The sequence below is a fragment of the Vibrio salinus genome (assembly GCF_021272385.1).
Lineage (GTDB): Bacteria > Pseudomonadota > Gammaproteobacteria > Enterobacterales > Vibrionaceae > Vibrio > Vibrio salinus.
This window is the reverse complement of record NZ_JAJSDZ010000010.1, coordinates 394,764-416,285: the sequence shown is the minus strand read 5'-3', so window position 1 is coordinate 416,285 and position 21,522 is coordinate 394,764. Positions and strand designations below refer to the sequence as shown.

18 protein-coding genes are annotated in these 21,522 nt (G+C 40.6%); 9 read left to right on the top strand and 9 right to left on the bottom strand.

Translation table 11 applies throughout. From position 1 onward, the window contains the following. Positions 1 to 180: 180 nt before the first annotated feature. Together LRQ06_RS15305 and LRQ06_RS15300 are read left to right on the top strand one after the other, a co-directional pair. Positions 181 to 1,437 carry an L-lactate MFS transporter gene (locus LRQ06_RS15305; RefSeq protein WP_232767924.1) on the top strand — a complete coding sequence of 419 codons (1,257 nt, stop codon included), beginning with the start codon at positions 181 to 183 and terminating at the stop codon, positions 1,435 to 1,437. Between the two features lie 18 nt (positions 1,438 to 1,455). Continuing rightward, the gene (locus LRQ06_RS15300; RefSeq protein ID WP_232767923.1) at positions 1,456 to 3,405 is read left to right on the top strand and encodes an oxidoreductase; all 1,950 of its coding nucleotides are present in this window, start codon (positions 1,456 to 1,458) and stop codon (positions 3,403 to 3,405) included. Positions 3,406 to 3,465: 60 nt separating this feature from the next. Here LRQ06_RS15300 and LRQ06_RS15295 read toward each other — a convergent pair whose 3' ends face one another. Next, the gene (locus LRQ06_RS15295) at positions 3,466 to 4,077 is read right to left on the bottom strand and encodes a superoxide dismutase (protein ID WP_232767922.1); all 612 of its coding nucleotides are present in this window, start codon (positions 4,075 to 4,077) and stop codon (positions 3,466 to 3,468) included. A gap of 300 nt (positions 4,078 to 4,377) precedes the next feature. Here LRQ06_RS15295 and LRQ06_RS15290 point away from each other — a divergent pair, with 300 nt between their 5' ends. After that, entirely contained in the window at positions 4,378 to 5,277 is a 900-nt protein-coding gene (locus tag LRQ06_RS15290; RefSeq protein WP_232767921.1) for a substrate-binding domain-containing protein, read from the top strand. Positions 5,278 to 5,390: 113 nt separating this feature from the next. Here LRQ06_RS15290 and aphA read toward each other — a convergent pair whose 3' ends face one another. From aphA to LRQ06_RS15275, 3 genes are all read right to left on the bottom strand, one after another. Next, positions 5,391 to 6,107 (bottom strand): acid phosphatase AphA, encoded by a 717-nt coding sequence (aphA, locus tag LRQ06_RS15285; RefSeq protein WP_232767920.1) that lies wholly within the window; start codon positions 6,105 to 6,107, stop codon positions 5,391 to 5,393. Between the two features lie 309 nt (positions 6,108 to 6,416). After that, entirely contained in the window at positions 6,417 to 7,352 is a 936-nt protein-coding gene (locus LRQ06_RS15280) for a sugar ABC transporter substrate-binding protein (RefSeq protein WP_232767919.1), read from the bottom strand. Positions 7,353 to 7,463: 111 nt separating this feature from the next. Next, complete coding sequence (locus LRQ06_RS15275; RefSeq protein ID WP_232767918.1) at positions 7,464 to 9,332, bottom strand: methyl-accepting chemotaxis protein; 1,869 nt, start codon at positions 9,330 to 9,332, stop codon at positions 7,464 to 7,466. Between the two features lie 469 nt (positions 9,333 to 9,801). Between LRQ06_RS15275 and rsgA the strand changes: the two genes are divergently transcribed. After that, complete coding sequence (gene rsgA, locus LRQ06_RS15270) at positions 9,802 to 10,848, top strand: ribosome small subunit-dependent GTPase A (protein ID WP_232767917.1); 1,047 nt, start codon at positions 9,802 to 9,804, stop codon at positions 10,846 to 10,848. A 182-nt stretch (positions 10,849 to 11,030) separates the two neighbouring features. Here the strand turns inward: rsgA and LRQ06_RS15265 are convergent, their stop codons facing one another. Beyond that, positions 11,031 to 11,408, bottom strand: coding sequence for a MerR family transcriptional regulator (locus tag LRQ06_RS15265; protein ID WP_232767916.1), 378 nt, complete (start codon positions 11,406 to 11,408; stop codon positions 11,031 to 11,033). Between the two features lie 101 nt (positions 11,409 to 11,509). Between LRQ06_RS15265 and LRQ06_RS15260 the strand changes: the two genes are divergently transcribed. From LRQ06_RS15260 to pta, 5 genes are all read left to right on the top strand, one after another. After that, positions 11,510 to 12,088 (top strand): RBBP9/YdeN family alpha/beta hydrolase, encoded by a 579-nt coding sequence (locus LRQ06_RS15260; protein ID WP_232767915.1) that lies wholly within the window; start codon positions 11,510 to 11,512, stop codon positions 12,086 to 12,088. Between the two features lie 15 nt (positions 12,089 to 12,103). Then, the gene (locus tag LRQ06_RS15255) at positions 12,104 to 12,364 is read left to right on the top strand and encodes a SemiSWEET transporter (protein ID WP_232767914.1); all 261 of its coding nucleotides are present in this window, start codon (positions 12,104 to 12,106) and stop codon (positions 12,362 to 12,364) included. A 366-nt stretch (positions 12,365 to 12,730) separates the two neighbouring features. Beyond that, positions 12,731 to 14,104, top strand: a complete 1,374-nt coding sequence (locus tag LRQ06_RS15250; protein ID WP_232767913.1) for an acetaldehyde dehydrogenase (acetylating) — start codon at positions 12,731 to 12,733, stop codon at positions 14,102 to 14,104. A gap of 314 nt (positions 14,105 to 14,418) precedes the next feature. Next, positions 14,419 to 15,660, top strand: coding sequence for an acetate kinase (locus LRQ06_RS15245; protein ID WP_232767912.1), 1,242 nt, complete (start codon positions 14,419 to 14,421; stop codon positions 15,658 to 15,660). Positions 15,661 to 15,685: 25 nt separating this feature from the next. Continuing rightward, on the top strand, positions 15,686 to 17,863 hold the full coding sequence (gene pta, locus LRQ06_RS15240) for a phosphate acetyltransferase (RefSeq protein ID WP_232767911.1): 2,178 nt from the start codon (positions 15,686 to 15,688) through the stop codon (positions 17,861 to 17,863). 52 nt (positions 17,864 to 17,915) lie between these two features. Here the strand turns inward: pta and LRQ06_RS15235 are convergent, their stop codons facing one another. The 4 genes from LRQ06_RS15235 to LRQ06_RS15220 form a co-directional block, all read right to left on the bottom strand. Continuing rightward, positions 17,916 to 18,785 carry an AraC family transcriptional regulator gene (locus LRQ06_RS15235; protein WP_232767910.1) on the bottom strand — a complete coding sequence of 290 codons (870 nt, stop codon included), beginning with the start codon at positions 18,783 to 18,785 and terminating at the stop codon, positions 17,916 to 17,918. Positions 18,786 to 19,100: 315 nt separating this feature from the next. Beyond that, on the bottom strand, positions 19,101 to 19,289 hold the full coding sequence (locus LRQ06_RS15230) for a hypothetical protein (protein WP_232767909.1): 189 nt from the start codon (positions 19,287 to 19,289) through the stop codon (positions 19,101 to 19,103). A 184-nt stretch (positions 19,290 to 19,473) separates the two neighbouring features. Further along, positions 19,474 to 20,292: a hypothetical protein gene (locus LRQ06_RS15225; RefSeq protein WP_373054855.1), complete on the bottom strand. Its 819-nt coding sequence runs from the start codon at positions 20,290 to 20,292 to the stop codon at positions 19,474 to 19,476. 102 nt (positions 20,293 to 20,394) lie between these two features. Then, on the bottom strand, positions 20,395 to 21,156 hold the full coding sequence (locus tag LRQ06_RS15220) for an SDR family oxidoreductase (RefSeq protein ID WP_232767907.1): 762 nt from the start codon (positions 21,154 to 21,156) through the stop codon (positions 20,395 to 20,397). Positions 21,157 to 21,522: the final 366 nt, after the last annotated feature.

The window sequence follows — 21,522 nt, the reverse complement described above, 5'->3', positions numbered from 1 at the left end:
GAATCATAACAAAAGGCCCAATTTCCAACAACAAACATGATTTATGACAATGATCCAGTCTCAACAAACATGTCAATATTTACATGTTCATATTTTAATAATTAATCTTTAAAACATAGGGTAGACAAATGTCATCAAACAGACACATAAACTTCCCAAATCAGGTCAAGGGGTAACAAAATGGACTATACAAAAAAAAGGTGGTCGATACTGATCGCAGCTTGTTTTATTAATTTATGTCTTGGATCCATGTATGCCTGGAGTGTGTTTGCCGCACCGATGGCAGCACATCTTGGTATGTTAAATAATATTCATTTAACGGCGCGGGATCTTGCTATCGTGTTTATCGTTGGTAACTCAGTGGGTCCCATCACAATGATTACCGGTGGAAAAATCAACGATACATTTGGTCCTAAGACCGTGATTTTTGTGGGCGGATTAATGTTCGGCGGTGGTATGTTTATGTCGGGTTTTGCAACGCATATCGATCACTTAGTCATTTCATATGGTCTTGTCTTAGGCCTTGGACTGGGAATGGTTTACGGTTCAACCATCAGTACATCGATTAAATTCTTCCCGGATAAGCGTGGTCTTGTCGGCGGTTTGACAACAGCACTTTTTGGAATCAGTTCAGTCATCGTCGCACCAATCGCAGCCGCCATTACCGCAGAAATGGGCGTTGTCGCAGCATTTAAAATTATTGGTGCCGCATTCACTATTATTGTCTGTGGCAGTTCATTTTTTATTCATAAATGCCCTGATGGCTTCAAACCTGACGGCTGGACGCCCGGAAAATCGCATGCAACAAACCAGTCTCCCGATAAAGACTGGAAAGAAATGCTTAACACACCAACATTCTACGTTTTAATCTGTCTTCTAATGTGTGGTGCTATTGCCGGACTTATGTGCATTGTATTAGCGTCACCATTAGCAAAGAGTATGGTCGGTATGTCAACAGCGGCAGCAACAGCGGCAGTATCAACCCTTGCTCTGTTTAATGTAATGGGCCGTATTATTGCCGGCTGGCTATCAGACAAAATCGGTCGTGTTAATACACTGGCCGTTGCATGTGCTTTATCCATTATTGGACTATACCTGCTATATATCACAAACATTGGCGATGTCTCTATTTTCTATACCGGTATTTCTATTATCGGTATCTGCTTCGGTGCATTTATGGGCGTATTCCCGGGTCTGACTGCAGACCAATACGGTCCGAAAAACAACAGTGTTAACTTCGGCATTATGTTTGCCGGCTTCGCTGTTGCTGGCTACACCGCACCTAACATCATGAATCACGTACACGCATCAACCAACAGCTATAAAGGTGCTTTCTTAATCGGTATCGGCTTCTGCATTGTTGGTTTAGTACTGACTTACGTTTACAGAATTATCACAAAAAAATCTAATGCAAGCTCTCTTGCAGAAACTAATTAAGAATTCAGGACAATAGCAATGCAAAGAAAATATCCCAATTTAAGCAAGCCAATCAAAATTGGTAACGTATATTTCCGAAACCGTATGTTCGGCGCACCAATGGGCGGTACTGACATCACAAAAGATTGTACCATAGGTCCAAAATCAACCGCTTTTTACGAAAACCGCGCGAAAGGTGGAGCGGCAACCGTTACCGTCAGTGAACTGGTTGTCCACCCTAAAACTGAAGGGTCTCACATGTACCATCTGGACCTTCAGACTCCGGATTCACTGGCAAGCTTCACCTACACTGCGGATGCGATTCGTCGTCACGGTGCAATAGCCAGTGTAGAACTCTCTCATAGCGGTCAGTACGCCGGTACTTATCTGGTCGATAAAGACAAAAAAGCCGGTCTGAATCAATGGGGTCCCAGTGATGGTACTCGCCCTGATGGCCGAGCAGTTAAAGCACTCACTCAGGAACTTATCGACGAAATCGTTGCAGCTTACGGTGAAAAAGCGGCTCTTGCTAAAAAAGCCGGTTTTGAAATGGTCATGGTTCACGGCGGACACGGTTGGCTGGTCAATCAGTTTCTGTCTCCCTATTTCAATAAGAGATCAGATAAATACGGTGGCTCTCTTGAAAACCGGGTTCGTTTTGCTCAGGAAGTACTGGACAGTGTTCGTAAAGCCGTCGGTCCGGGTTTTCCTATTGAGTTCAGGATGAGCGGTTCTGAGTTGTTTGATGGTGGTTACGACCTGAATGAAGGAGTAGAAATTGCGAAGCTTCTGGAAAGCCGTATTGACTTACTTCACGTGTCAGCAGGTACTTACCAACGTGGCTTCGGTGTCACTCACCCATCCATGTTCCTACCACACGGCAGCAATGTCTATCTGGCTGAAACTATTAAAAAGCATGTTAGTGTTCCTGTAGCCACCATTGGTGGTCTTAACGATCCGGCTCAAATGGAAGACATCATCGCTTCCGGAAAAGCGGATATTGTTGAAATGGCCCGGGCATTACTTGCCGATCCTCAGTTACCAATTAAGGTAATTACCAATCAGGATGACCGGATTGTTCGTTGCCTACGTTGTTTTGTCTGCATGGCAGAACGGGCAGAAACAGGAACCCGGCGGTGCGCAGTCAACCCGATGATTGGCCGGGAGATAGACGGACTGGAAATTCTTCCAGCCCGGATTAAGAAGAAAGTTTTGGTGGTTGGTGGTGGCCCAGGTGGATTGCAGGCAGCGCTGACGGCGGCCAAACGAGGTCACAATGTTATCCTTTGTGAAATGGGTGATGAACTCGGCGGAATCTTAATTGGTGAACAAGCTATCCCATTCAAATATGAAATGTATCAGCTTGGTGTCACACTGGGTAAATTATGTGAAGACGAAGGCGTTGATATCCGTTTGAATACCAGGGTAGATAAAGCTTATGCAGAAACCGTTGATGCCGATGTTATGGTTATCGCAACCGGTTCCGAAGCGTTTGTCCCACCAATCAAAGGTATCAATGGGGCTAACGTTGTCACCATTAATGACTATCATCATCACACTGATACCATTACCAATGACGTTATTGTCCTTGGCGGCGGACTTGCCGGGTGCGAAGCTGCCATTCATTTTGCCCGTGAAGGTAAAAACGTCAAACTGGTCGAAATGAATTCGGAGCTGTCCCCGGATGCCAATATCCGTCACCGCCCAATCCTACTTGGTGAAATAGAGAACTGTGGTATTGAAGTCTATAAAAACCATAAAGCAATGGAAATAAGCGACAATGGCGTGATATGCGAAACACAGAATGGTGACACAATTACACTTGATGGCACCAGCGTTCTATGTGCGCTTGGTCAGCGTTCACGCAGAACACTGGTTGACGAACTGTGGGATTGCGCACCAATCGTTCACCAAATCGGTGACTGCGTAAAAGTGTCCACTATTACTACGGCCGTCTATCAGGGCCACCATGCGGCGTTGGATATTTAGGCAATACTGATCCCGAAAAGGCCAGTAAAAAAATTACTGGCTTTTCATTTACCAACCAATTCACAAGACAGAATGATAATTTTCCTCCACGGTTTTCCAATCCACCACATTCCACCATGCCTGAATATAATCGGGCCGGCGATTTTGATAATTCAGATAATATGCATGTTCCCATACATCCAGAGCCAACACAGGCTGCCCCTGAACTGACGCAATATCCATAAGAGGATTATCCTGATTGCTGGTTGAAGTAATGAACAGCTCGCCATCCTTAACCACCAACCAGACAAATCCAGAACCAAAGGTATTAATAGCAGCCTGAGAAAATTCTTCTTTGAATGCTTCAATACCACCAAACGTCTTAACGATTGCCTCAGAAAGTGGCCCTTTCGGTTCCGGTTCTGACAACGCATTTTTCGACATGCAATTCCAATAAAGCATATGGTTATAATAGCCCCCACCATTATTTCTAATAGCCGGTGTCAACGTTGAAATTTTCGAAAAAATATCTTCCATAGTCTGATTTTCAAGATCACTTCCGGCGATCGCTGCACAGAATTTATCATAGTATGTCTTGTGATGCTTAGCGTAATGTACTTCCATCGTTTTGGCATCAATATAAGGTTCCAATGCATCATAGGCATAAGGTAACTCAGGGAATTGGTGTGACATAACGTTCTCCTTACTGTTGTTATAAATTATAATGCAAATTATTATCATTTATATTTACATAATGCAAATAAAGAAAACACATCCCATCAATCACATCGGTCTGCCATCATTGACAACATTCGTAAACTGAACAATTTCCCAAATTCCCAAAAGTCGAAAATAATTTTCAGTGTCATAGCGCCATTCATTTCACTCAGAGTTGTCACCGATATAAACCAGAACATAAAAATGCATTCGCTCTCATAAAACCTAACTCATGGTATATACTCATTAAATGACCTATAAAATCAAGGCGTTTCTATGCCCATAAGTAAGACAGTAATCATACTAAGCCTGCTGACTTTACTTTTTACTTCCGTACCGGTCAGAGCAGAAAGATGTGTGATATTGGTTCTGTCTGGAAGTACCTCAAGGGCGTTTTGGTCAGAAATAGTCGATGGTGCAGTAAAAGCTGGAGATGAGCTTGGCTATATGATTTATGCCCGGGGAACAGTTAATGACAATGATGACTCAACCCAGATTAAAATCGCTCAAAACTTTCTCAGCGCATATCACTGTGAAGGCATCGTTATTGCGCCATCGAACTCAAACGTTAATCGTTATGTTTCCAGACTGAAAAAGCAGGGGATTCCTGCCATCTATATTGACAGAGATACCGGTGGAGAAAGAGCTGCGGTAATCAAAACCGATAATTATTCCGCCGGAAAGCTGGCAGCGCAGAAATTATCCGATGTATTAGGCAAAAAAGGCAACGTTGTTCTTTTCCGGTTACAAAAAGGCGTCGTATCAACGGATGCCAGAGAGTCCGGATTTATAGAAGAAGCACAGAGAATAGGTCTGACAATTGTAGCAAGTCCTTACATCGGAACCATTGTTGGAAGTGCCAAAAGAAACGCAACATCGGCTCTCCATAAAGCAGAGAATATCGATGGAATTTTCACGCCTAATGATACAACAACAATAGGAACAATGATTGCGTTAAGATCATCAGAGAAACATAAAAATGTCGTTCATCTTGGTTTTGATAAGGCCCCATTCATTGTAGATGGCTTAAAAAAAGGGGCGCTAACAGGTTATATTACTCAGTCACCTTATCAGATGGGATATCAAAGTATTTATGCTATCAACAAAGTACTCCGGGGAGAATCCATCTCAGATGAAATCACCACCCCCGTAAACTACGTAACCCACAAAAAATAGCTATTTAATCTCAATATGTTCAATCAATAAAATAAAATACTGACCAGATGCATAACTGAAAACAGCCTCTTCCGGGCCAACGAAAGAGGCTGTCTATTTAAATAACAAAACGCTTAGTACTGAGAATTGGCCATCACCCTTTCTCCGTAAATACCATTTTTAGGTGCTGGCTTATAACTTGAGTTCGCTGCCCGTATCACACGAATCCCTTCAGCCCCGGCCTTTTGAGCCGAAATGATATCGCCATCAGAATCCCCGTAATAGATTTTGATATTGTGTTTTTTGATTGGTGCTGTTTTGGTGTAAACCGTCCGGCTTGCCCCCGCAAAGATGACCGGATGCATATTTTTGATATGAAAAGCATCTTTCAGGTACTTCGTGGTGATCTCACAGGACGATCCGGTTCTGCCTGTAATAAAATAGATATCATCGCCATGTTGCTGATGCATAGCAATCAGTTTTTTCGCAATGTCTTTTGGCATACTGAACTCATCCCACTCACAGTTCATTTTATCCCAAAATTTCTGGTTTGAAAGATAGCTGTATCCTTTTGGCGAGAACACCTGCTGCCCATGATAAAATCCCGGGGAGCTGAACAATACCGTATCATCAATATCGAAACCCACTGCCATTGGTGGCTTATTTTTTAGTTCCTGAGTCAATTGATCAACAGTAACCCAGTTTAGCGTTGCACTCTGGCTGGCCTGAATCATATCGGTGCTGCTGAGCCCGGCATGAGTACCCGGCGTTTTAGGGTCTGCAAAAACCGTTTGTGTCGCACAGGCTAATACTGCTGTTGTGCAAAGAAGAAATCGAGAAAAAGAAAGCACAGGTAATTCCTCATAATAAATGGTTAATCAATAAGTCGTATATGACGATATCATAATAACCCATTGATCTCTCCAATTAATCTTCATTCCTTGTATCAGAAAATACGGAAACATGATGTCTTTCTTACTATTTTCGCCATATTTTCAATACTCCGAAGCAGAGTTTATTACTGAATAACAGATTGACCAGTTGAATCCTTCCTCGGGTAGCATTTGATGTTTATTTTGTCGTTTAAAAAAAAACCATTCGTTTACGAATGGCTTTTAAACATCATTTGTTATATACAGGATTTCAGGCTAACCGTCTTTCTAGCGCATTTTTTCCTGAGTATAGCCGATAACCGCCTGAGCTTTGTCTTGCGTAATCATATTCGGTCCTGTCTGAATATTTTCAGAAGGTAATAACGCCGCACGATTATAGTTATGAAGAACAACCAAGGGCATGTATCCCTGAAGATATTGCTGTTGGTCAAGTGCAAACATAATCCTTCCTTTAGACACATTCTGCAGGACATCAGTTGATAAATCGAACGTACCCAGTTTTACACTGCTTCCACTTGCTGCAATTGCTTTTAACGAAGGCTCAGCACTTAATGTTGATAACGTCAGTATGCCATTAACCTCAGGATGTTCTTTGAGATAATTTTCAACGGCGGTTTCTATCTGCTGAGGATTCGATGAGACGTCTAAAACATCCCCACTACCTCCAAGGCCTTCGATAAAACCATCACAACGCGCCAGAAGCCCCACATTATCGGGTTCATGATTGACACATAAACCGTTCGTGACACCATGTTTTCCCATAAAGATACCTGCTTTTTCCGCCGCAGCATACTCGCTCTGTCCAATATGCATAATAGCACCGAATTCACTGGAGAAATCTTCTCCGGAATTAATTGAAATGACAGGAATACCTTTTTCTACAGCATTTTTAATTGCATCTGAAAGCGCATCAGCATCAGGGATAGAAACCACCAACCCATCGGGTTTACTGGCAACAGCTTCATTGATCATCTTCGCCATTTCTGCGCCACTGAATTGTGCAGGTGAACGGTAATCCAATATTACACCAAGTTCACCAGCGGCAGTCTGAGCTCCATTTTTTACGACATCCCAGAACGCGTCTCCACTTTGTCCATGAGTTACGTAAATGTATCGTTCCTGAGCCTGGGCTATGCCCATGCCAACGAGTAAGGTAAGAAATACAGCAACTATCGATTTCGCTAATTTTTCTATCACACGCATAATATTGTTTCCTTAAAATCGTGGCTTGTATCAGTTAATAAGCAATTAATTGCACTTTTAATTGAAATAAATAACAAACAATTTATAGTCCATGAAGTATGGATTATCCAACTACTCATAAGTAAAACGTTGTGTCAGTCTATCTAATTCATGGGCATCCGAATTAATCGTTTCAACGACACCTAATATCTGTTGTGTGGCCTGTCTATTGGAATCCACATTTTTAGCAATCGAATCCATCCTCGTTGCCATATCGCGGCTTGTTTTAGCAATTTCAGTAATTGCTACAACCAGTTGTTGTACGGCTTCAGAGACTTCATCGCTCCGCTCTTCAATAGTCTGTATTGACTGATGAACTTCTTCACCCAGTTCGCTGGCTTTATCAACGCCTTTCGAGCTACGCATTGTCGTTTCGGAGACCTCATCGACCTGAACCTGAATCAACTCAACAATTTCAGTAATTTGAGAAGTCGCTTTCACAGTGTGTGTTGCCAGTCCGCGAACTTCATCAGCGACAACAGCAAAGCCACGTCCGGCATCTCCTGCTCTTGCGGCTTCAATAGCCGCATTAAGTGCCAATAAGTTGGTCTGTTCAGTAATGCCATTAATCAACTCAACAACCTGATCAATACTTTTCGATTTTTCAGCCAGATCTTCCAAACTATTGTTAGCTTCCCCGACCAGAGATGTTGCATTTCCCAAGGCGCTGACAACATCAGTAATCATCTGTTCGTTATTATTTGCAATGGTATGAACATCTTTTGATAACGCCGACAGATTTTCACTGGTATTCGCCACTTCATCAGTAGTTACACTGATCTCTTCCGTTGATGATGCAAGCGTCGAACTTTGCTCTGAAACCTCAGTATTCGCTTCAGCAATCGTACAGATTGATTTATCAAGCTGTTCAGACATTTCCGTCAGACGGTGACCCGTATGCACAACCCGCCGTATGATTTCCTGTAGATCCGCTGCCATTTGATTTGCCATATCAGCAAGCTGGTCAAACTCGTCATTTCTGTCCATGTTAGGATGCAACCGTGGTGTTAAGTCACCACTGGCTATGGACTTCATTAGTTTAACCACCTGACCCAGATTCCGCCTGACTCCGATACCAATCCATGACAGCATTGCCATTAAAGTTAGGGCCAGAACAGGGGTACCGATAAGAATACTCAGCTCTGCACTCTTAACGGAATTTACCGAATTTTTCTGAGCAACAACCTGAAGATCGTGTTCCATATACTTCAGGGTATCGATGACTAATGTTCCGAATATCTCCTGTATTTTTTTTAGTTTCCCGGATTCAGTATGATAGGAAATTGCCAGTATTTTCATCGAATCAAGCTGCTGTTTAAATTGTTGAAAAACAGCCTTATTCGGAACATAAACCCGTCCCCGTTTTGCTGCTCTTTCTAATTGTTTATATTGCGAATCCAATCTGGCAACAAGCGCTTTCTCGGGGGACAACAGGAATTCTTTTTCCATCTGCCTCATTTTAGTAAATTGTCTCAAAGCACTGCGTTTACCGGTAAGACTTTCTTCCAACTTAGATCCGATTTTATCCAGTTCACTAATCAATCCGCTTTTATCGTCTCCCAGTTGTTTTTCCACCTGATGTGTTAGCTGAAGTTGCCGACTATACTTCTTCAATTCAACCTGAATATCATTCAGATATGACCGCGCTTTAGCATCTTCAATAAACTTGGCCAGTTGCTGTAATTTTATACTCTCCTGCTGTTCAACTTCAGCAAGTTTCTGGTCACCCTCCGTTTCCAGCAAAATCATTCGTAACTGAAGCTGCCGGATCTGATCTTTTCCTTCTCCGACTTTAAATACAAAATGAGAGGATTTTTGCACATTATCCAGACCTTTCCAGGTAAAAAGTGCCAAAACCATAACACCCAAAATCATAGCAACAACAATTAAAACCAGTTTAACGGTAAAAGTGGGTTGTACTTTTTTCACAACTGAAACCATACATCACCTGATATTCACTCAGACCATTTAATTGAAATTAAGTATAGTGCAAAGCTAATGATTTGCGCCCCGTATAACTTGCCCGGAGAACCAAACTGAACATTAAATAATAAAAATAAGATATTGATCTTCCTTTTTAAAAAGGCCTGATCTTACATTAATGAACATAGATGCATTTCCCGGTTCAGCACAACTCTAAGGAATGCAAATCTTATTTCCCATTTGCTATAGCAATAAATGTTGGTTAGAATTTTTAAGAGTTTAAAAGAGTAAGGAGATATTGATGATTGTCGTTAAAACCCACCCGGTGAAAGTTGAGAAATAAAAAGTTCATTCTGGATAGATCTTATTACTTTACTCCCTTCTCCCCTTCACCCGGTGTTCTATAACCGGGGGTAATTCTACTTCATTTTACCCCATACATTTCTGTCAATGTTAATGCAGATGTTTCTGTATGCAGGGCATATAAATGAATTCAAAAATATCTTTAAGACTTTTAGGCTGGCAACCATTTTTCCAGCAACAGTTATCTGTGGAAGAGTTTGAATATACGACTATCGCCAGAGTCATCTTCCATCACCGAAGTGAATACGTTCTACACACCGGGCAGGATAAAGTCCGCTTACCTGTCACGCCGTTCCTTCCCAAAATGGTCCTGGGAGACTGGCTATTACTTGATATAAACAAACATTTCTTACGGCTTCTGGAACGTAAGTCTCTGTTTAAAAGGAAATCATCAGGTACCCAGATCGGGGAACAATACATCGTTGCGAATGTAGATACGGCCCTTATCGTGTGTTCATTAAATGCAGATTTCAACCTGAACCGCATTGAACGTTATCTGGCTTTAGCTCATGAAGCAAAAGTAGAACCTGTTGTCATACTAACTAAACAAGATCTCTGTCATGACGATGTTGAAGCTAAAAAAATGGCGGTAAGGCAGTTAGACCCACTATTAATTGTCGAATCCGTTAATGCTTTAGACAAAGAAAGCTGTCAGGTGCTGTCAGACTGGTGTCATCAGGGAAGAACACTTTCCTTTTTAGGTTCTTCCGGGGTTGGGAAATCAACATTAATTAATACCTTACTTGGTGATGAAATCCAGCGCACAGGACAAATCAGAGAGGATGACCAGAAAGGACGCCATACTACCACAGCCCGGACAATGCACTTTATGTCAACCGGCGCTGTACTAATAGACACCCCGGGAATGAGAGAGTTACAAATGACCGGGTGTCAAAATGGTATGTCTCAGACCTTTTCGGAAATTGAACACCTGGCTCAGCGATGTCGTTTTAGTAACTGCCAACATTCCGGAGAGCCGGGGTGTGCTGTTCAAAAAGCCATTGAGAATGGTGAACTGGAATCCCGCAGGCTGACGAACTATTTTAAATTATTAAGAGAACAGGCCAGAAACAGCGCTTCTCTGAAGGAACAGAGAGCGAAACATAAACAATTCGGGAAAATGATCCGGACCATGAAGTCCGAATTAAATGACCGGAAAAAACGCTTTTAATTTCAACTATCTGAGCCGGAAATCTCCGGCTCATCATTCAATAGATACTGAGATCTGTTCTACAGTTTTTTTACTCTGTTTTAATCGATCTTTCCGAATATAAAGCCCATGCTGCAGATCAGAATATCAAGCCAGTAGATCTTTTACACGGAATAATTCTTACTTAACTCTTCTTTCTTACCTCATTGAGTTTCTGAGTGATCCGAATCAGGAAGCGCCGTTTGCAAAAAAGTAGCAATAGCATTTCGACTTACCGCCAACTCAACCAATTTCTGATCCAGCTTTATCAGTTCTGTTTTCAGCGTTTCTTTCACTAATGGACATCCAACAAAAATGGCCTCATCACCACCAGAAAGACAGGGAAGCATAAGTTTAATGCTGCTTAACTTAATTCCGGCCTCACTCAAATGACGAATGTGGGCAACCAGCTTCTCAGACTGCTGATTGTAGTCCCGGTAACCGGAACGAGTGCGATTAGGTTTGAGCAGACCTTCCTGTTCATAATAACGAAGCATACGCTGACTCACTCCTGTCTTCTTTGCGAGCTCACCAATTTTCATATTTTATCTCCCAGCTCTTGACCCTGACATTGCTGTCAAAGTTTATAGTATCAGAAATGAACTTCATTCAATACCGTTTCACTTTGAAAGGATATATGCAAATGGAAGAGATAAATGTATACATTATTCATGGATTTATGGCCTCCACGGAAGATCACTGGTTCCGTTGGTTACAAAACAAACTCAGACAAAGAAATATCACAGTAAAAATAGTAAACCTACCAGACTCACACTCACCGGAACCTGACAAATGGCAGGCAGCACTACGTAAAGAAATGAATATCTTAAGCAAAAATAGTATTTTTATCGCACACAGCCTTGGTTGCGTCACTCTGTTGAAATATTTACAAAGCAGCTTATTTAATGATCACATTGGTGGGATGATCCTGGTATCCGGGTTTACCGAACAATTACCATCATTACCTCAACTAAATTCCTTTGTTACGGAACAAATTCACTTTAAAAAAATAATTTCGCAGGTTCCCCGACGAATAGTGATTAACTCTGATCAGGATTCCATTGTTCCTGGCCATTTGAGCAGAGAACTGGCAGATAACCTTTCGGCCCGCCTTGTCACCATTAGTAATGGTGGACACTTTTTGTCAGAAGATGGCTACACCTGTTTCCCGAAGCTTTATAACCTACTGAAAAAAATGATTAATAACATTATTATTAAATAATATAGGATTATTACTATGCATTTAACAGGATACTTTGCAGCTGTACTAACAACCATCAGCTTTCTACCGCAAATCATACATACTATTAAATCAAAAGATACCAAAAGTATTTCTCTTTCAATGTATACACTGTTTTTAATGGGATCAATATGTTGGCTGATCTATGGTATTGATATTCATTCCATTCCAGTTATCACAGCCAATATTATTACGGTTACACTGTCCGGCATTATCTTTATGATTAAATTAAAACATACCCTGAAAAACACAGAGTAAATTGCAAAATCAGAAACTTTCAATATAACAGCTCAAATTATATTTATCTTCATTTCTAAATTAGAAAATATTGAAATTTTAATTTCAAAATAAATAAAAATGAAATAAAATATCTTGAAAGGATAATTGAAAAAATTTAATTATCCTATTTAAATACACTCTTTAATAAATATGTGATCCATACTACTGTCATTTATCTGCCTTAATAAAAAAAGAGCTATTTTTTTAAAAACTGAATTAGTTATATTTCAACCCTATTGATATTGTGGTTTTCAGAGAGCTTACAAACAAAACTCATGTTCCGATCATGAATATCTACCTAATCAATACAGAGAAGGTATCAAACAATAGCCTCGGAGGTTCACAATGAAACATGAAATGCAAAAAAATGAATCCGTAATGGAAGCCATTGAACTAATTCAGAATGCGAAAGCCGCCCAAGAAATATTAAGAACATTCTCACAGGAAAAAATTGATGCCATTGTATATAGCATGGCAGAAGCAGTCCGAAGAGAGACAATTCAACTGGCACAAATGGCCGTATCTGAAACCGGATTTGGTAATGTAAAAGATAAAATAACAAAGAACGAATTTGCAACGAACGCTCTGTACCAATATATAAAAGATTTAAAAACTGTAGGGATTTTACGTAAAGATACCGAAACAAAAACTATGGATATTGCGGTACCTTTGGGCGTGCTGGGTGCATTAATTCCTTCAACTAACCCAACATCAACAGCCATATTCAAAACACTGGTAGCAATTAAATCCGGTAACGGCATTGTTATTTCTCCTCACCCTTCAGCAAAAAACTGCATTCAGGAAACCGTTAGAATTATCCATGAAGCCGCTGTGGATGCCGGCGCTCCGGCAGGTATTATCGGCTGCATGACCGAACTGTCTCTGGAAGGCACACAGGAGCTAATGCATAACAAAGATACCGCTTTGATTCTGGCAACTGGTGGAGAAGCCATGGTAAGAGCAGCATACAGCTCAGGTAACCCAGCTATTGGCGTTGGTCCCGGAAACTGCCCGGCCTTTATCGATAAAACAGCTAATATAAAAAATGCGGTGAAAAAAATTATATCGAGCAAAACATTTGATAATGGTGTGATTTGTGCGTCTGAGCAATCCATAGTCATTGAAGAAGCCATCGAATCTCAGGTCAGACAGGAAATTACAGCTCAGGGTGGCTATTTCCTATCCGAAGAAGAATCAGAAAAACTCAGTCATTTCATCCTGCGCGAAAATGGCACAATGAATCCGGCTATTGTTGGTAAAACTGCAGGCTATGTTGCCGAAATGGCAGGATTAGTAATTCCGGATAATGTTAAGTTGCTGGTTTCCAAACAATCTACAGTTAGTAAAACCAATCCGTATTCAAGAGAAAAACTGACACCGATTCTGGCTATGTACGTTGAGAACGACAGTAAATCAGCTATAAAACGCTGTGTCGAACTTCTTGAAAATGAAGGCAGTGGCCATACAGCATCGATTCACTCTGAAAACGAAAAAATCATTCAGGATTTTTCTGTTCAGGTCCCTGTATCCCGTTGTCTGGTTAATACACCAAGTGCATTAGGTGCTATCGGTGCAACCACGGAATTAATTCCTTCTATGACGTTAGGATGTGGTGCAGTCGGAGGAAGTTCAGTTTCTGATAATGTGGGACCAGAACATTTAATTAATATAAAGCGTGTCGTTTACGATTTTGATTGTTGTGTAAGTAAAGTTGCCTAAAACAATAAACTAATTTCAGCAGTAAATATGTATCATGTGTTTTTAAACAAGCCATTATTTGGCAAAAAATAAGGAAATACCCCTATCCATATTATGTATAAATATGAGAACACATGACATATTTACCGCTGAAGCTTTTATATTTTTATTATGTAAATTTTATTTCAAAACCACTTAACACTATTTAAAACTCAAAAATAAATGCGTTTGATAAAATTAAAATCAAACGATTAAATATACCTCTCAAAATACGGGACCTCAGAGAAAATAAAAAGCGAGTTGCTCCGTATTTTATTCATAGGTGATTACACGCTATGTCTGATTTAATATTAGTTCTTAATTGTGGCAGCTCATCACTTAAATTTGCTGTCGTAGACCCCATCTCCGGACATACTTGCCTGAGTGGCTTAGCAGAATGTCTCTCTTTACCACAAGCCCGTATTAGTTGGATACTCAATAACAGAAAATTCAGTCAACCTTTATGTAATGATGCAGATCACGAAATAGCACTGACCTATATGGCAGATAGCATTCTTGCCTCATCCAAAGCCATCACTGAAAAAATTTCCGCCATCGGACATAGAGTGGTACACGGAGGGGAACAGTTTGCAAACTCTGTTTTAATTAACGACAACGTTATTGACGGTATCCAGGCTTGTGCAACACTGGCTCCCTTACACAATCCAGCACATGTTATTGGAATCCGCGCTGCGCAAAAAGCATTCCCGGCAATGAAAAATGTAGCGGTGTTTGATACTGCATTTCATCAAAGTATGCCTGAATCCGCTTATCTGTACGCACTCCCATACAGTCTGTATGAAAAACATAAAATTCGTCGGTATGGCATGCATGGTACATCCCATCGATATATTACCCGCCGGACAGCCATACTACTGAACAAATCAGAACATAAAACCAGCCTGATTAGCTGCCATTTAGGCAACGGAGCTTCGGTTTGTGCCATAAAAAATGGCCGTTCCGTTGATACCTCAATGGGGCTGACACCATTAGAAGGATTAGTCATGGGAACACGGTGTGGTGATATTGACCCAGCCATTATTTTTCATCTTCACGATACCCTCGGCTATTCCGTCCAACAAATCAATACAATATTAACCAAACAATCCGGTCTGGCTGGATTAACGGAAGAAACTTCGGATTGTCGTTTTGTGACGGAACATTATGGTCATAAAGCATCCGCCACCCGTGCAATGGAAGTATTTTGTCATCGACTGGCAAAATACATCGCTGGCTATATTACGACTTTGGACGGAATACCCGACGCCATCGTCTTTACAGGTGGTATTGGTGAAAATGCATCACTGATAAGACGGCTGGTTTTAAATCGTCTGGCTTTCTTAGGTATCTATGAAAACCCGGCAGCGAATAACGATGCCCGGTCAGGTACCGAAAGCTCGATTACAACTCAGGACAGCCAGATCGCCGCATGGGTTATACCGACCAATGAAGAGCAAATCATCGCGGAAGATACCGCCCGTCTGACAGGAATATTAAAAACGGTACCCGACACAGAATATCAATGTTTAACCGACTAAATTTAAAAGAGCGGAGGAGTCTATTATGTCCCGAATCATTATGCTGATTCCAATCGGCACACAGGTTGGACTGACCAGTGTCAGTCTCGGTGTGCTGAGAGCAGTGGAACGCCAAAGACTGAGTGTTTCCTTCTTTAAGCCTATTGCCCAACCCCGCCTTGATTTCCGGCAACCGGATCTGACAACATCCATAATAGAAAGAAACAGTTCAGTTCAGGTTTCAGAACCGTTTTCAATGACATACGCAGAAAACCTGATACGTAATGAACAGACCGATGTGTTACTTGAGCAAATTGTTGCCCGCAGTAAAGATATGACAAAAAATTCGGATATTACTCTTATTGAAGGATTATTATCCACCCGCCAGCATCCATTTGCCGATCAACTGAATTTACGGGTTGCTGAAACACTGGACGCTGAAATTGTATTTGTTACGGCTCAGGGAGGTGAGAGTCCGGCGCAAATTAAGGAACACATTGAGGTAGCCTGCTCAGGATTCGGTGGCGCCAGAAATCAAAAAATATCTGGTGTTATCGTTAATAAATTAAATGAACCGGTTGATGAACAGGGTCATAGCCGACCTGATCTATCAGATCTGTTTGACGATGCTGAAGCAACCGTCCGGTCAAGAGTTAGGGTACTGCAAGTTCTGAATTCAAGTCCTATCCCCGTACTGGGATGCATCCCATGGTGTGACAAACTGATTGCTCCCAGAATGACAGACATCGCGGAACATTTAAACGCAACAATTATTCATAGAGGCGAATTGGAAAAACGGCGCATACACCGGATTGTTTTTTGTGCCCGTTCAGTGCCAAATATGATTGAACACTATCAACCCGGAGCCTTATTAGTTACAACGGCAGACCGGCCGGAAATCATTGTCTCCGCCTGCCTTGCTGCAATGAACGGGATTGAAATCGGAGCTTTGTTACTGACCGGTGGTTCAAGCCTGCCGGTTTCCATTATTGAATTATGCCAGCAGGCTCTGGCAACCGGCCTCCCAATACTCGGCGTAAATAGCAACACATGGCAAACCTCTCTGGATCTTCAAAGCTTTACACCGGAAATATCAGCAGATGATCACGCACAGTTCGATCTGGTTAGTGAGTTCATTGCTGATTATATGGACGAGCCATGGGTCGCATCACTAAAAAATGACTTGAATCTCCGCCGTCATCTTAGTCCGGCCGCTTTTCGCTATGAATTAACAGAAATGGCCCGTAAAGCGGCCAAGAGAATCGTTTTACCTGAAGGCGATGAACCCCGAACCGTAAAAGCAGCAGCAATGTGTGCAGAACGAAAAATCGCAGAATGCGTTTTACTGGGTAATCCGGATAAAATAGCCAAAGTTGCTGAACAACAGGGGGTAACTCTTGGACCGGGAGTCACCATTATAGATGAAGACGAAATACGGGATCGATATGTCTCCCGTTTAGTGGAGCTGCGCCAGAAAAAAGGAATGACTGATATCATCGCCCGGGAAAAACTGCAGGATTCTGTTTTTCTCGCCACAATGATGCTTGAAAATAACGAAGTGGATGGCCTGGTTTCCGGTGCCGTCCATACCACTGCAAACACCATCGTTCCGCCGCTTCAAATCATAAAAACAGCACCAGGAGTTTCGATTGTTTCATCAGTATTTTTCATGCTTTTACCGGATCAGGTTCTGGTTTATGGTGATTGTGCAGTTAATCCGGATCCAACAGCAGAACAACTGGCAGAAATAGCTATCCAATCAGCCGATTCTGCACAGGCATTTGGGATCGAACCCAAAGTGGCCATGATCTCATACTCAACCGGTACATCGGGTCAGGGAGCAGACGTAGACAAAGTCCGCGAAGCAACCCACATTGCCAGAAAGAAACGTCCGGATTTAATCATTGATGGTCCACTTCAATACGATGCTGCCGTCATGGAGAATGTTGCGGCATCTAAAGCTCCGGACTCTCCTGTTGCGGGGAAAGCAACAGTATTTGTATTTCCGGATTTAAATACAGGAAATACGACCTATAAAGCCGTGCAACGCTCCGCAAATCTGGTCTCTATCGGGCCGATGTTGCAGGGAATGAATAAGCCCGTAAATGATTTATCCCGGGGTGCCTTAGTCGATGACATCATCTACACCATTGCTTTAACAGCAATACAAGCCAAACAAACAGAAGAACAAACCTGCCTTGTTTCTTCAGTTAATGCTGCATAAAAAGACTGAGCCTGGTTATGTATATACCCAAATCACTCTGAGCAAATAACAACTAAAGTGATTTGGGTATATCTGATTCAGAATGCATCTGATACTGTTTAGGCGTCACACCATACTCTTTCTTAAATAAACGGATATAGTGAGAAATATTTTCAAATCCGACTTCATACGCCGTATCGGTTACTGACATGTTATTTAAATACTGCCTGGATTTATTTAATCGTAATTTCGTCAAATAATCTTTCGGGGTTTGATCAGTTATCAATTTAAATTTCTGGCTGAAACCGGAAAGAGACATGCTGACTTCTTCTGCAATTTGGGAAATCGTCATAGCATGGCCTTTTGAGGAGTTCATCAGCCTGATGGCCTGATTGATAGGATGATTCTGGTGATGGTAAATAATGTCGTAACAACCTTTGATCTTCATCAGCTCATATACGATCTCCTGACAAGTGATATCCAGCAGAAAATGAATATTAACATCATCTTCAATCAATATATCCTGAACTCGTTGATGCAGAGCACTTAAACGATTTGTAACACTTTCCAGCAGGAACGTGGTGTATTCAATGTCTTTCGTCACTGAAATATCCAGTTTATCTGCGACTTTCTGACTCACCTGGTCAATAAGAACATCACTGAATTCATATACTAAAGCACGGGTATACTCAGCCATCGACATATAAACGTTAGCGTGTGGTGGCAGCAATATAAACTCATTTTTGTTGTATACAAAATGTTCTGACCGGTTAATACTGACTTCTTTCATACCTTCAATAATGGTACAAAATCTCGGAGCATCGTACGATCGGTACTCATCACTGAAAAGTTTCGGCAAGTCATAGTACAACAAGTTAAGATTATCAGTCGGAAATGAAAACTCCGTTTCATCCACTCTGCTAAAGTTATGAATTTTATGCACACTTCCCCTCATTTCTATGATTGAAAAAATAAAAACACTGTGATCTTAAGCTGGTAATTTTTGATACAAGAACACAAGCTTTGGCACAACATCATCAACTTATACTGATGGTTATGTTATCAAGGCTTACTCTGAGGAAAGTAGATCTAGGTTATGAAACCCCAAAATACTGTATATAGAGTCCAGTTATTGTGGGCAATGACTCTTTTTGGCTATGGCTATTTATGGTAAGGAACCACGATAAATATTTAGATAAAATAAAACAGAGAGGTAGGTAAAGGAAAACATAACATCTTTTTGAATTTCCTGAATACCCTATTTTTCATCATCATCCTCAGAAGATAACAAACGAAATTCCATCACAGCGCCTGCGCATTTTAATTTAATCAAGGGGTCTTTGTTCTGTTCAAGCTGTTCTCTGAATGCCTCAGAAAGAGATTTCATGAGTTCGTCAACGGACAGTTCCAAGTCATCCATAGTCAAAAAATAATCATCTTGTTTCATATTAAGCCTACTTAGTATCAATTATCTTCGGTTTCTTTATTAATAAAAAAACCAGATGCATCTTGTAATCAGAACCAACGACGATGCAACATGGCTTATTCTCAAATTTATAGCCTCTCCAATCAACTTAAAACTATGTGCATTTCATGCTAGCAACATACACTCATGGGATAACATTCACATTTTATTTATACATTTCTGATAATTTTATCAAAATGTGAGTCATGTATTTTCTATCCTTTTCGTTTAACATCCTCAACGCTTCTACGACCAGTAAATCTCTGACATGCTGAATTTTCCTGAGTTTGTAAAAATCTGAAAACTGTTTCATTTCGCTGGAAAAATACACATGGTCTTCAAGCTTAAACCCTAGTTTAATTCTAAACCCAATGGAAACAGAAAAATGGTTAATTTTATTTGGATTTTCCAAAACAGAATACTGATATTCAGACAACCCCAGAACTCTTGATATCGTATCAATTGGTATCTGATTTTTTTCTCTGAATCTTTTTGCGGTAATCGCGACAGATCGGTAATAATCAATAGCAAACTCATTGATATCCAGGACTTCCGGGGGGAAATAATCGCTATGATCTTCAAGTTTACCGTATTGCAACTCCACTCTTTCTCTGAATGAAAAAAACGCTTCCTTTGAGTCCTCAGTTAAAATATGGCAAATCATCGTCAAAAATGTATTCAACATGTTAGCGGGCAAGCGTCCCAGACAAACCAGTGCTTCGACAGCATGATCATCCATTCCCCGGTAAAACTCTTTGATTCTAAAGCCGTAATAAAAGGCCGTCATCGGTACCATTGTTATCCAGGAAAATGCGGCAACAGTATGAATCGGACGCATAGAAGGATAACTTTGCTGCATATACCGCTTAAATGTATCACTGCTGATGCCAGTAATTCTTTTTCCCAGCTCCTGAAAAGTTAACCCTTGCGCCCGCCTGACATAGGACATTGAACCAGAAATATCAGCATTAATATTTCTTAGCATGTCATCTAAACGGGCAATCTCCTGATTGGAAACTAACCAATCATTTTTACCAACAACTTGCGACACTCAGTATCCTTATTTTTGAATTGTACAGTTTCTCATTTAATAGCCTTTAAAAAAGCCACCATCAATAAGCAAGTTTTGCCCTGTCATATGGTTAGATAAAGGCCCTAGTAATGAAACGATCGCATCTGCAACTTCATCAACTGCCGCATATTTTTTCAAAGGAATATTTGACACTTCATTACGCATCAATTCATCATAACTAATACCCTGCTGTTCTGCTTTAACTTTCATTTTCTGGATATAGGCATCAGTCATGACTCCACCTAGCGATAGGGTATTTACCGAAATTCTCCGTTCAGCTAATGAAAGAGCCATGGTCTTAGCCTGACCAAGCCATGCATGACGAAGACAATTGTTGGTCGAGTAATGTGTCAATGCAGATTTAGAGCTGAGACCGGAAATCATGACAATTTTACATCCCGGATTTAATAACTGTTGATTGATGATATTTTTTAAAAAACGGAGAGGAGTTATAAAATAATTCTTATACAACTGAAGCCATGTCTCATCATCAGGAAACACAGAATCTGAAACAGGAAATCTAGGTAAAATAAAAACCAATCCATCAAAAGTAAAATTCTTCTGTTTCAGATAGAACGTAGATTGGTCAACCGACTCTGCATTAAAAAAATCTAAATACGTTGTCTCTACCATATTACGGGTATTCAAACTTGATAAATTCTGAGCCATTTTTTCCGTATTACGGCAGGTAAGAACAAGTTCATGATCTTTTGAAAGTAACCTGGTAACAGCAGAACCAATATGGCTGGTTGCACATGACACTAAAATTCTGTTCATTTATTTTCTCAGCAAAATCTATCTATAAATAAAAATTATAATAAATTTATATTGCATATTTAAAAAATATGTTTTCTTTAAATAGTACTACGTCATTTCCCAATAAGGTTTAAACGTACTAGTAGCACGTCAAAAAATTAAAAAAATCAATTATAACAACATGATATAGATAATATGATTGAATTCATAGTTTTTACCAATTGTATATATAGATAATATTGATTTAGTCGGGCTGGATTTCTTTTTTCAGAAAACTTAAAGTAAATCCACATAATTCATAGTTATTTACCCCATTACTTTTAATAAAGAACGAGCATTTTTCTCATTCCTTACTTAAAAATTTGTTGGAAAGTAAATATATAAAAA

Excerpts from the sequence above, each read along its gene's own strand:
- LRQ06_RS15220 (WP_232767907.1), bottom strand. The coding sequence starts at position 21,156 with ATGAACAGAATTTTAGTGTCATGTGCAACCAGCCATATTGGTTCTGCT.
- rsgA (WP_232767917.1), top strand. The coding sequence starts at position 9,802 with ATGAATTCAAAAATATCTTTAAGACTTTTAGGCTGGCAACCATTTTTC.
- LRQ06_RS15305 (WP_232767924.1), top strand. The coding sequence starts at position 181 with ATGGACTATACAAAAAAAAGGTGGTCGATACTGATCGCAGCTTGTTTT.
- LRQ06_RS15265 (WP_232767916.1), bottom strand. The coding sequence starts at position 11,408 with ATGAAAATTGGTGAGCTCGCAAAGAAGACAGGAGTGAGTCAGCGTATG.
- LRQ06_RS15290 (WP_232767921.1), top strand. The coding sequence starts at position 4,378 with ATGCCCATAAGTAAGACAGTAATCATACTAAGCCTGCTGACTTTACTT.
- LRQ06_RS15250 (WP_232767913.1), top strand. The coding sequence starts at position 12,731 with ATGAAACATGAAATGCAAAAAAATGAATCCGTAATGGAAGCCATTGAA.
- LRQ06_RS15225 (WP_373054855.1), bottom strand. The coding sequence starts at position 20,292 with ATGCTAAGAAATATTAATGCTGATATTTCTGGTTCAATGTCCTATGTC.
- pta (WP_232767911.1), top strand. The coding sequence starts at position 15,686 with ATGTCCCGAATCATTATGCTGATTCCAATCGGCACACAGGTTGGACTG.
- LRQ06_RS15300 (WP_232767923.1), top strand. The coding sequence starts at position 1,456 with ATGCAAAGAAAATATCCCAATTTAAGCAAGCCAATCAAAATTGGTAAC.
- LRQ06_RS15245 (WP_232767912.1), top strand. The coding sequence starts at position 14,419 with ATGTCTGATTTAATATTAGTTCTTAATTGTGGCAGCTCATCACTTAAA.
- LRQ06_RS15275 (WP_232767918.1), bottom strand. The coding sequence starts at position 9,332 with ATGGTTTCAGTTGTGAAAAAAGTACAACCCACTTTTACCGTTAAACTG.
- LRQ06_RS15280 (WP_232767919.1), bottom strand. The coding sequence starts at position 7,352 with ATGCGTGTGATAGAAAAATTAGCGAAATCGATAGTTGCTGTATTTCTT.
- LRQ06_RS15260 (WP_232767915.1), top strand. The coding sequence starts at position 11,510 with ATGGAAGAGATAAATGTATACATTATTCATGGATTTATGGCCTCCACG.
- LRQ06_RS15295 (WP_232767922.1), bottom strand. The coding sequence starts at position 4,077 with ATGTCACACCAATTCCCTGAGTTACCTTATGCCTATGATGCATTGGAA.
- LRQ06_RS15255 (WP_232767914.1), top strand. The coding sequence starts at position 12,104 with ATGCATTTAACAGGATACTTTGCAGCTGTACTAACAACCATCAGCTTT.
- LRQ06_RS15230 (WP_232767909.1), bottom strand. The coding sequence starts at position 19,289 with ATGAAACAAGATGATTATTTTTTGACTATGGATGACTTGGAACTGTCC.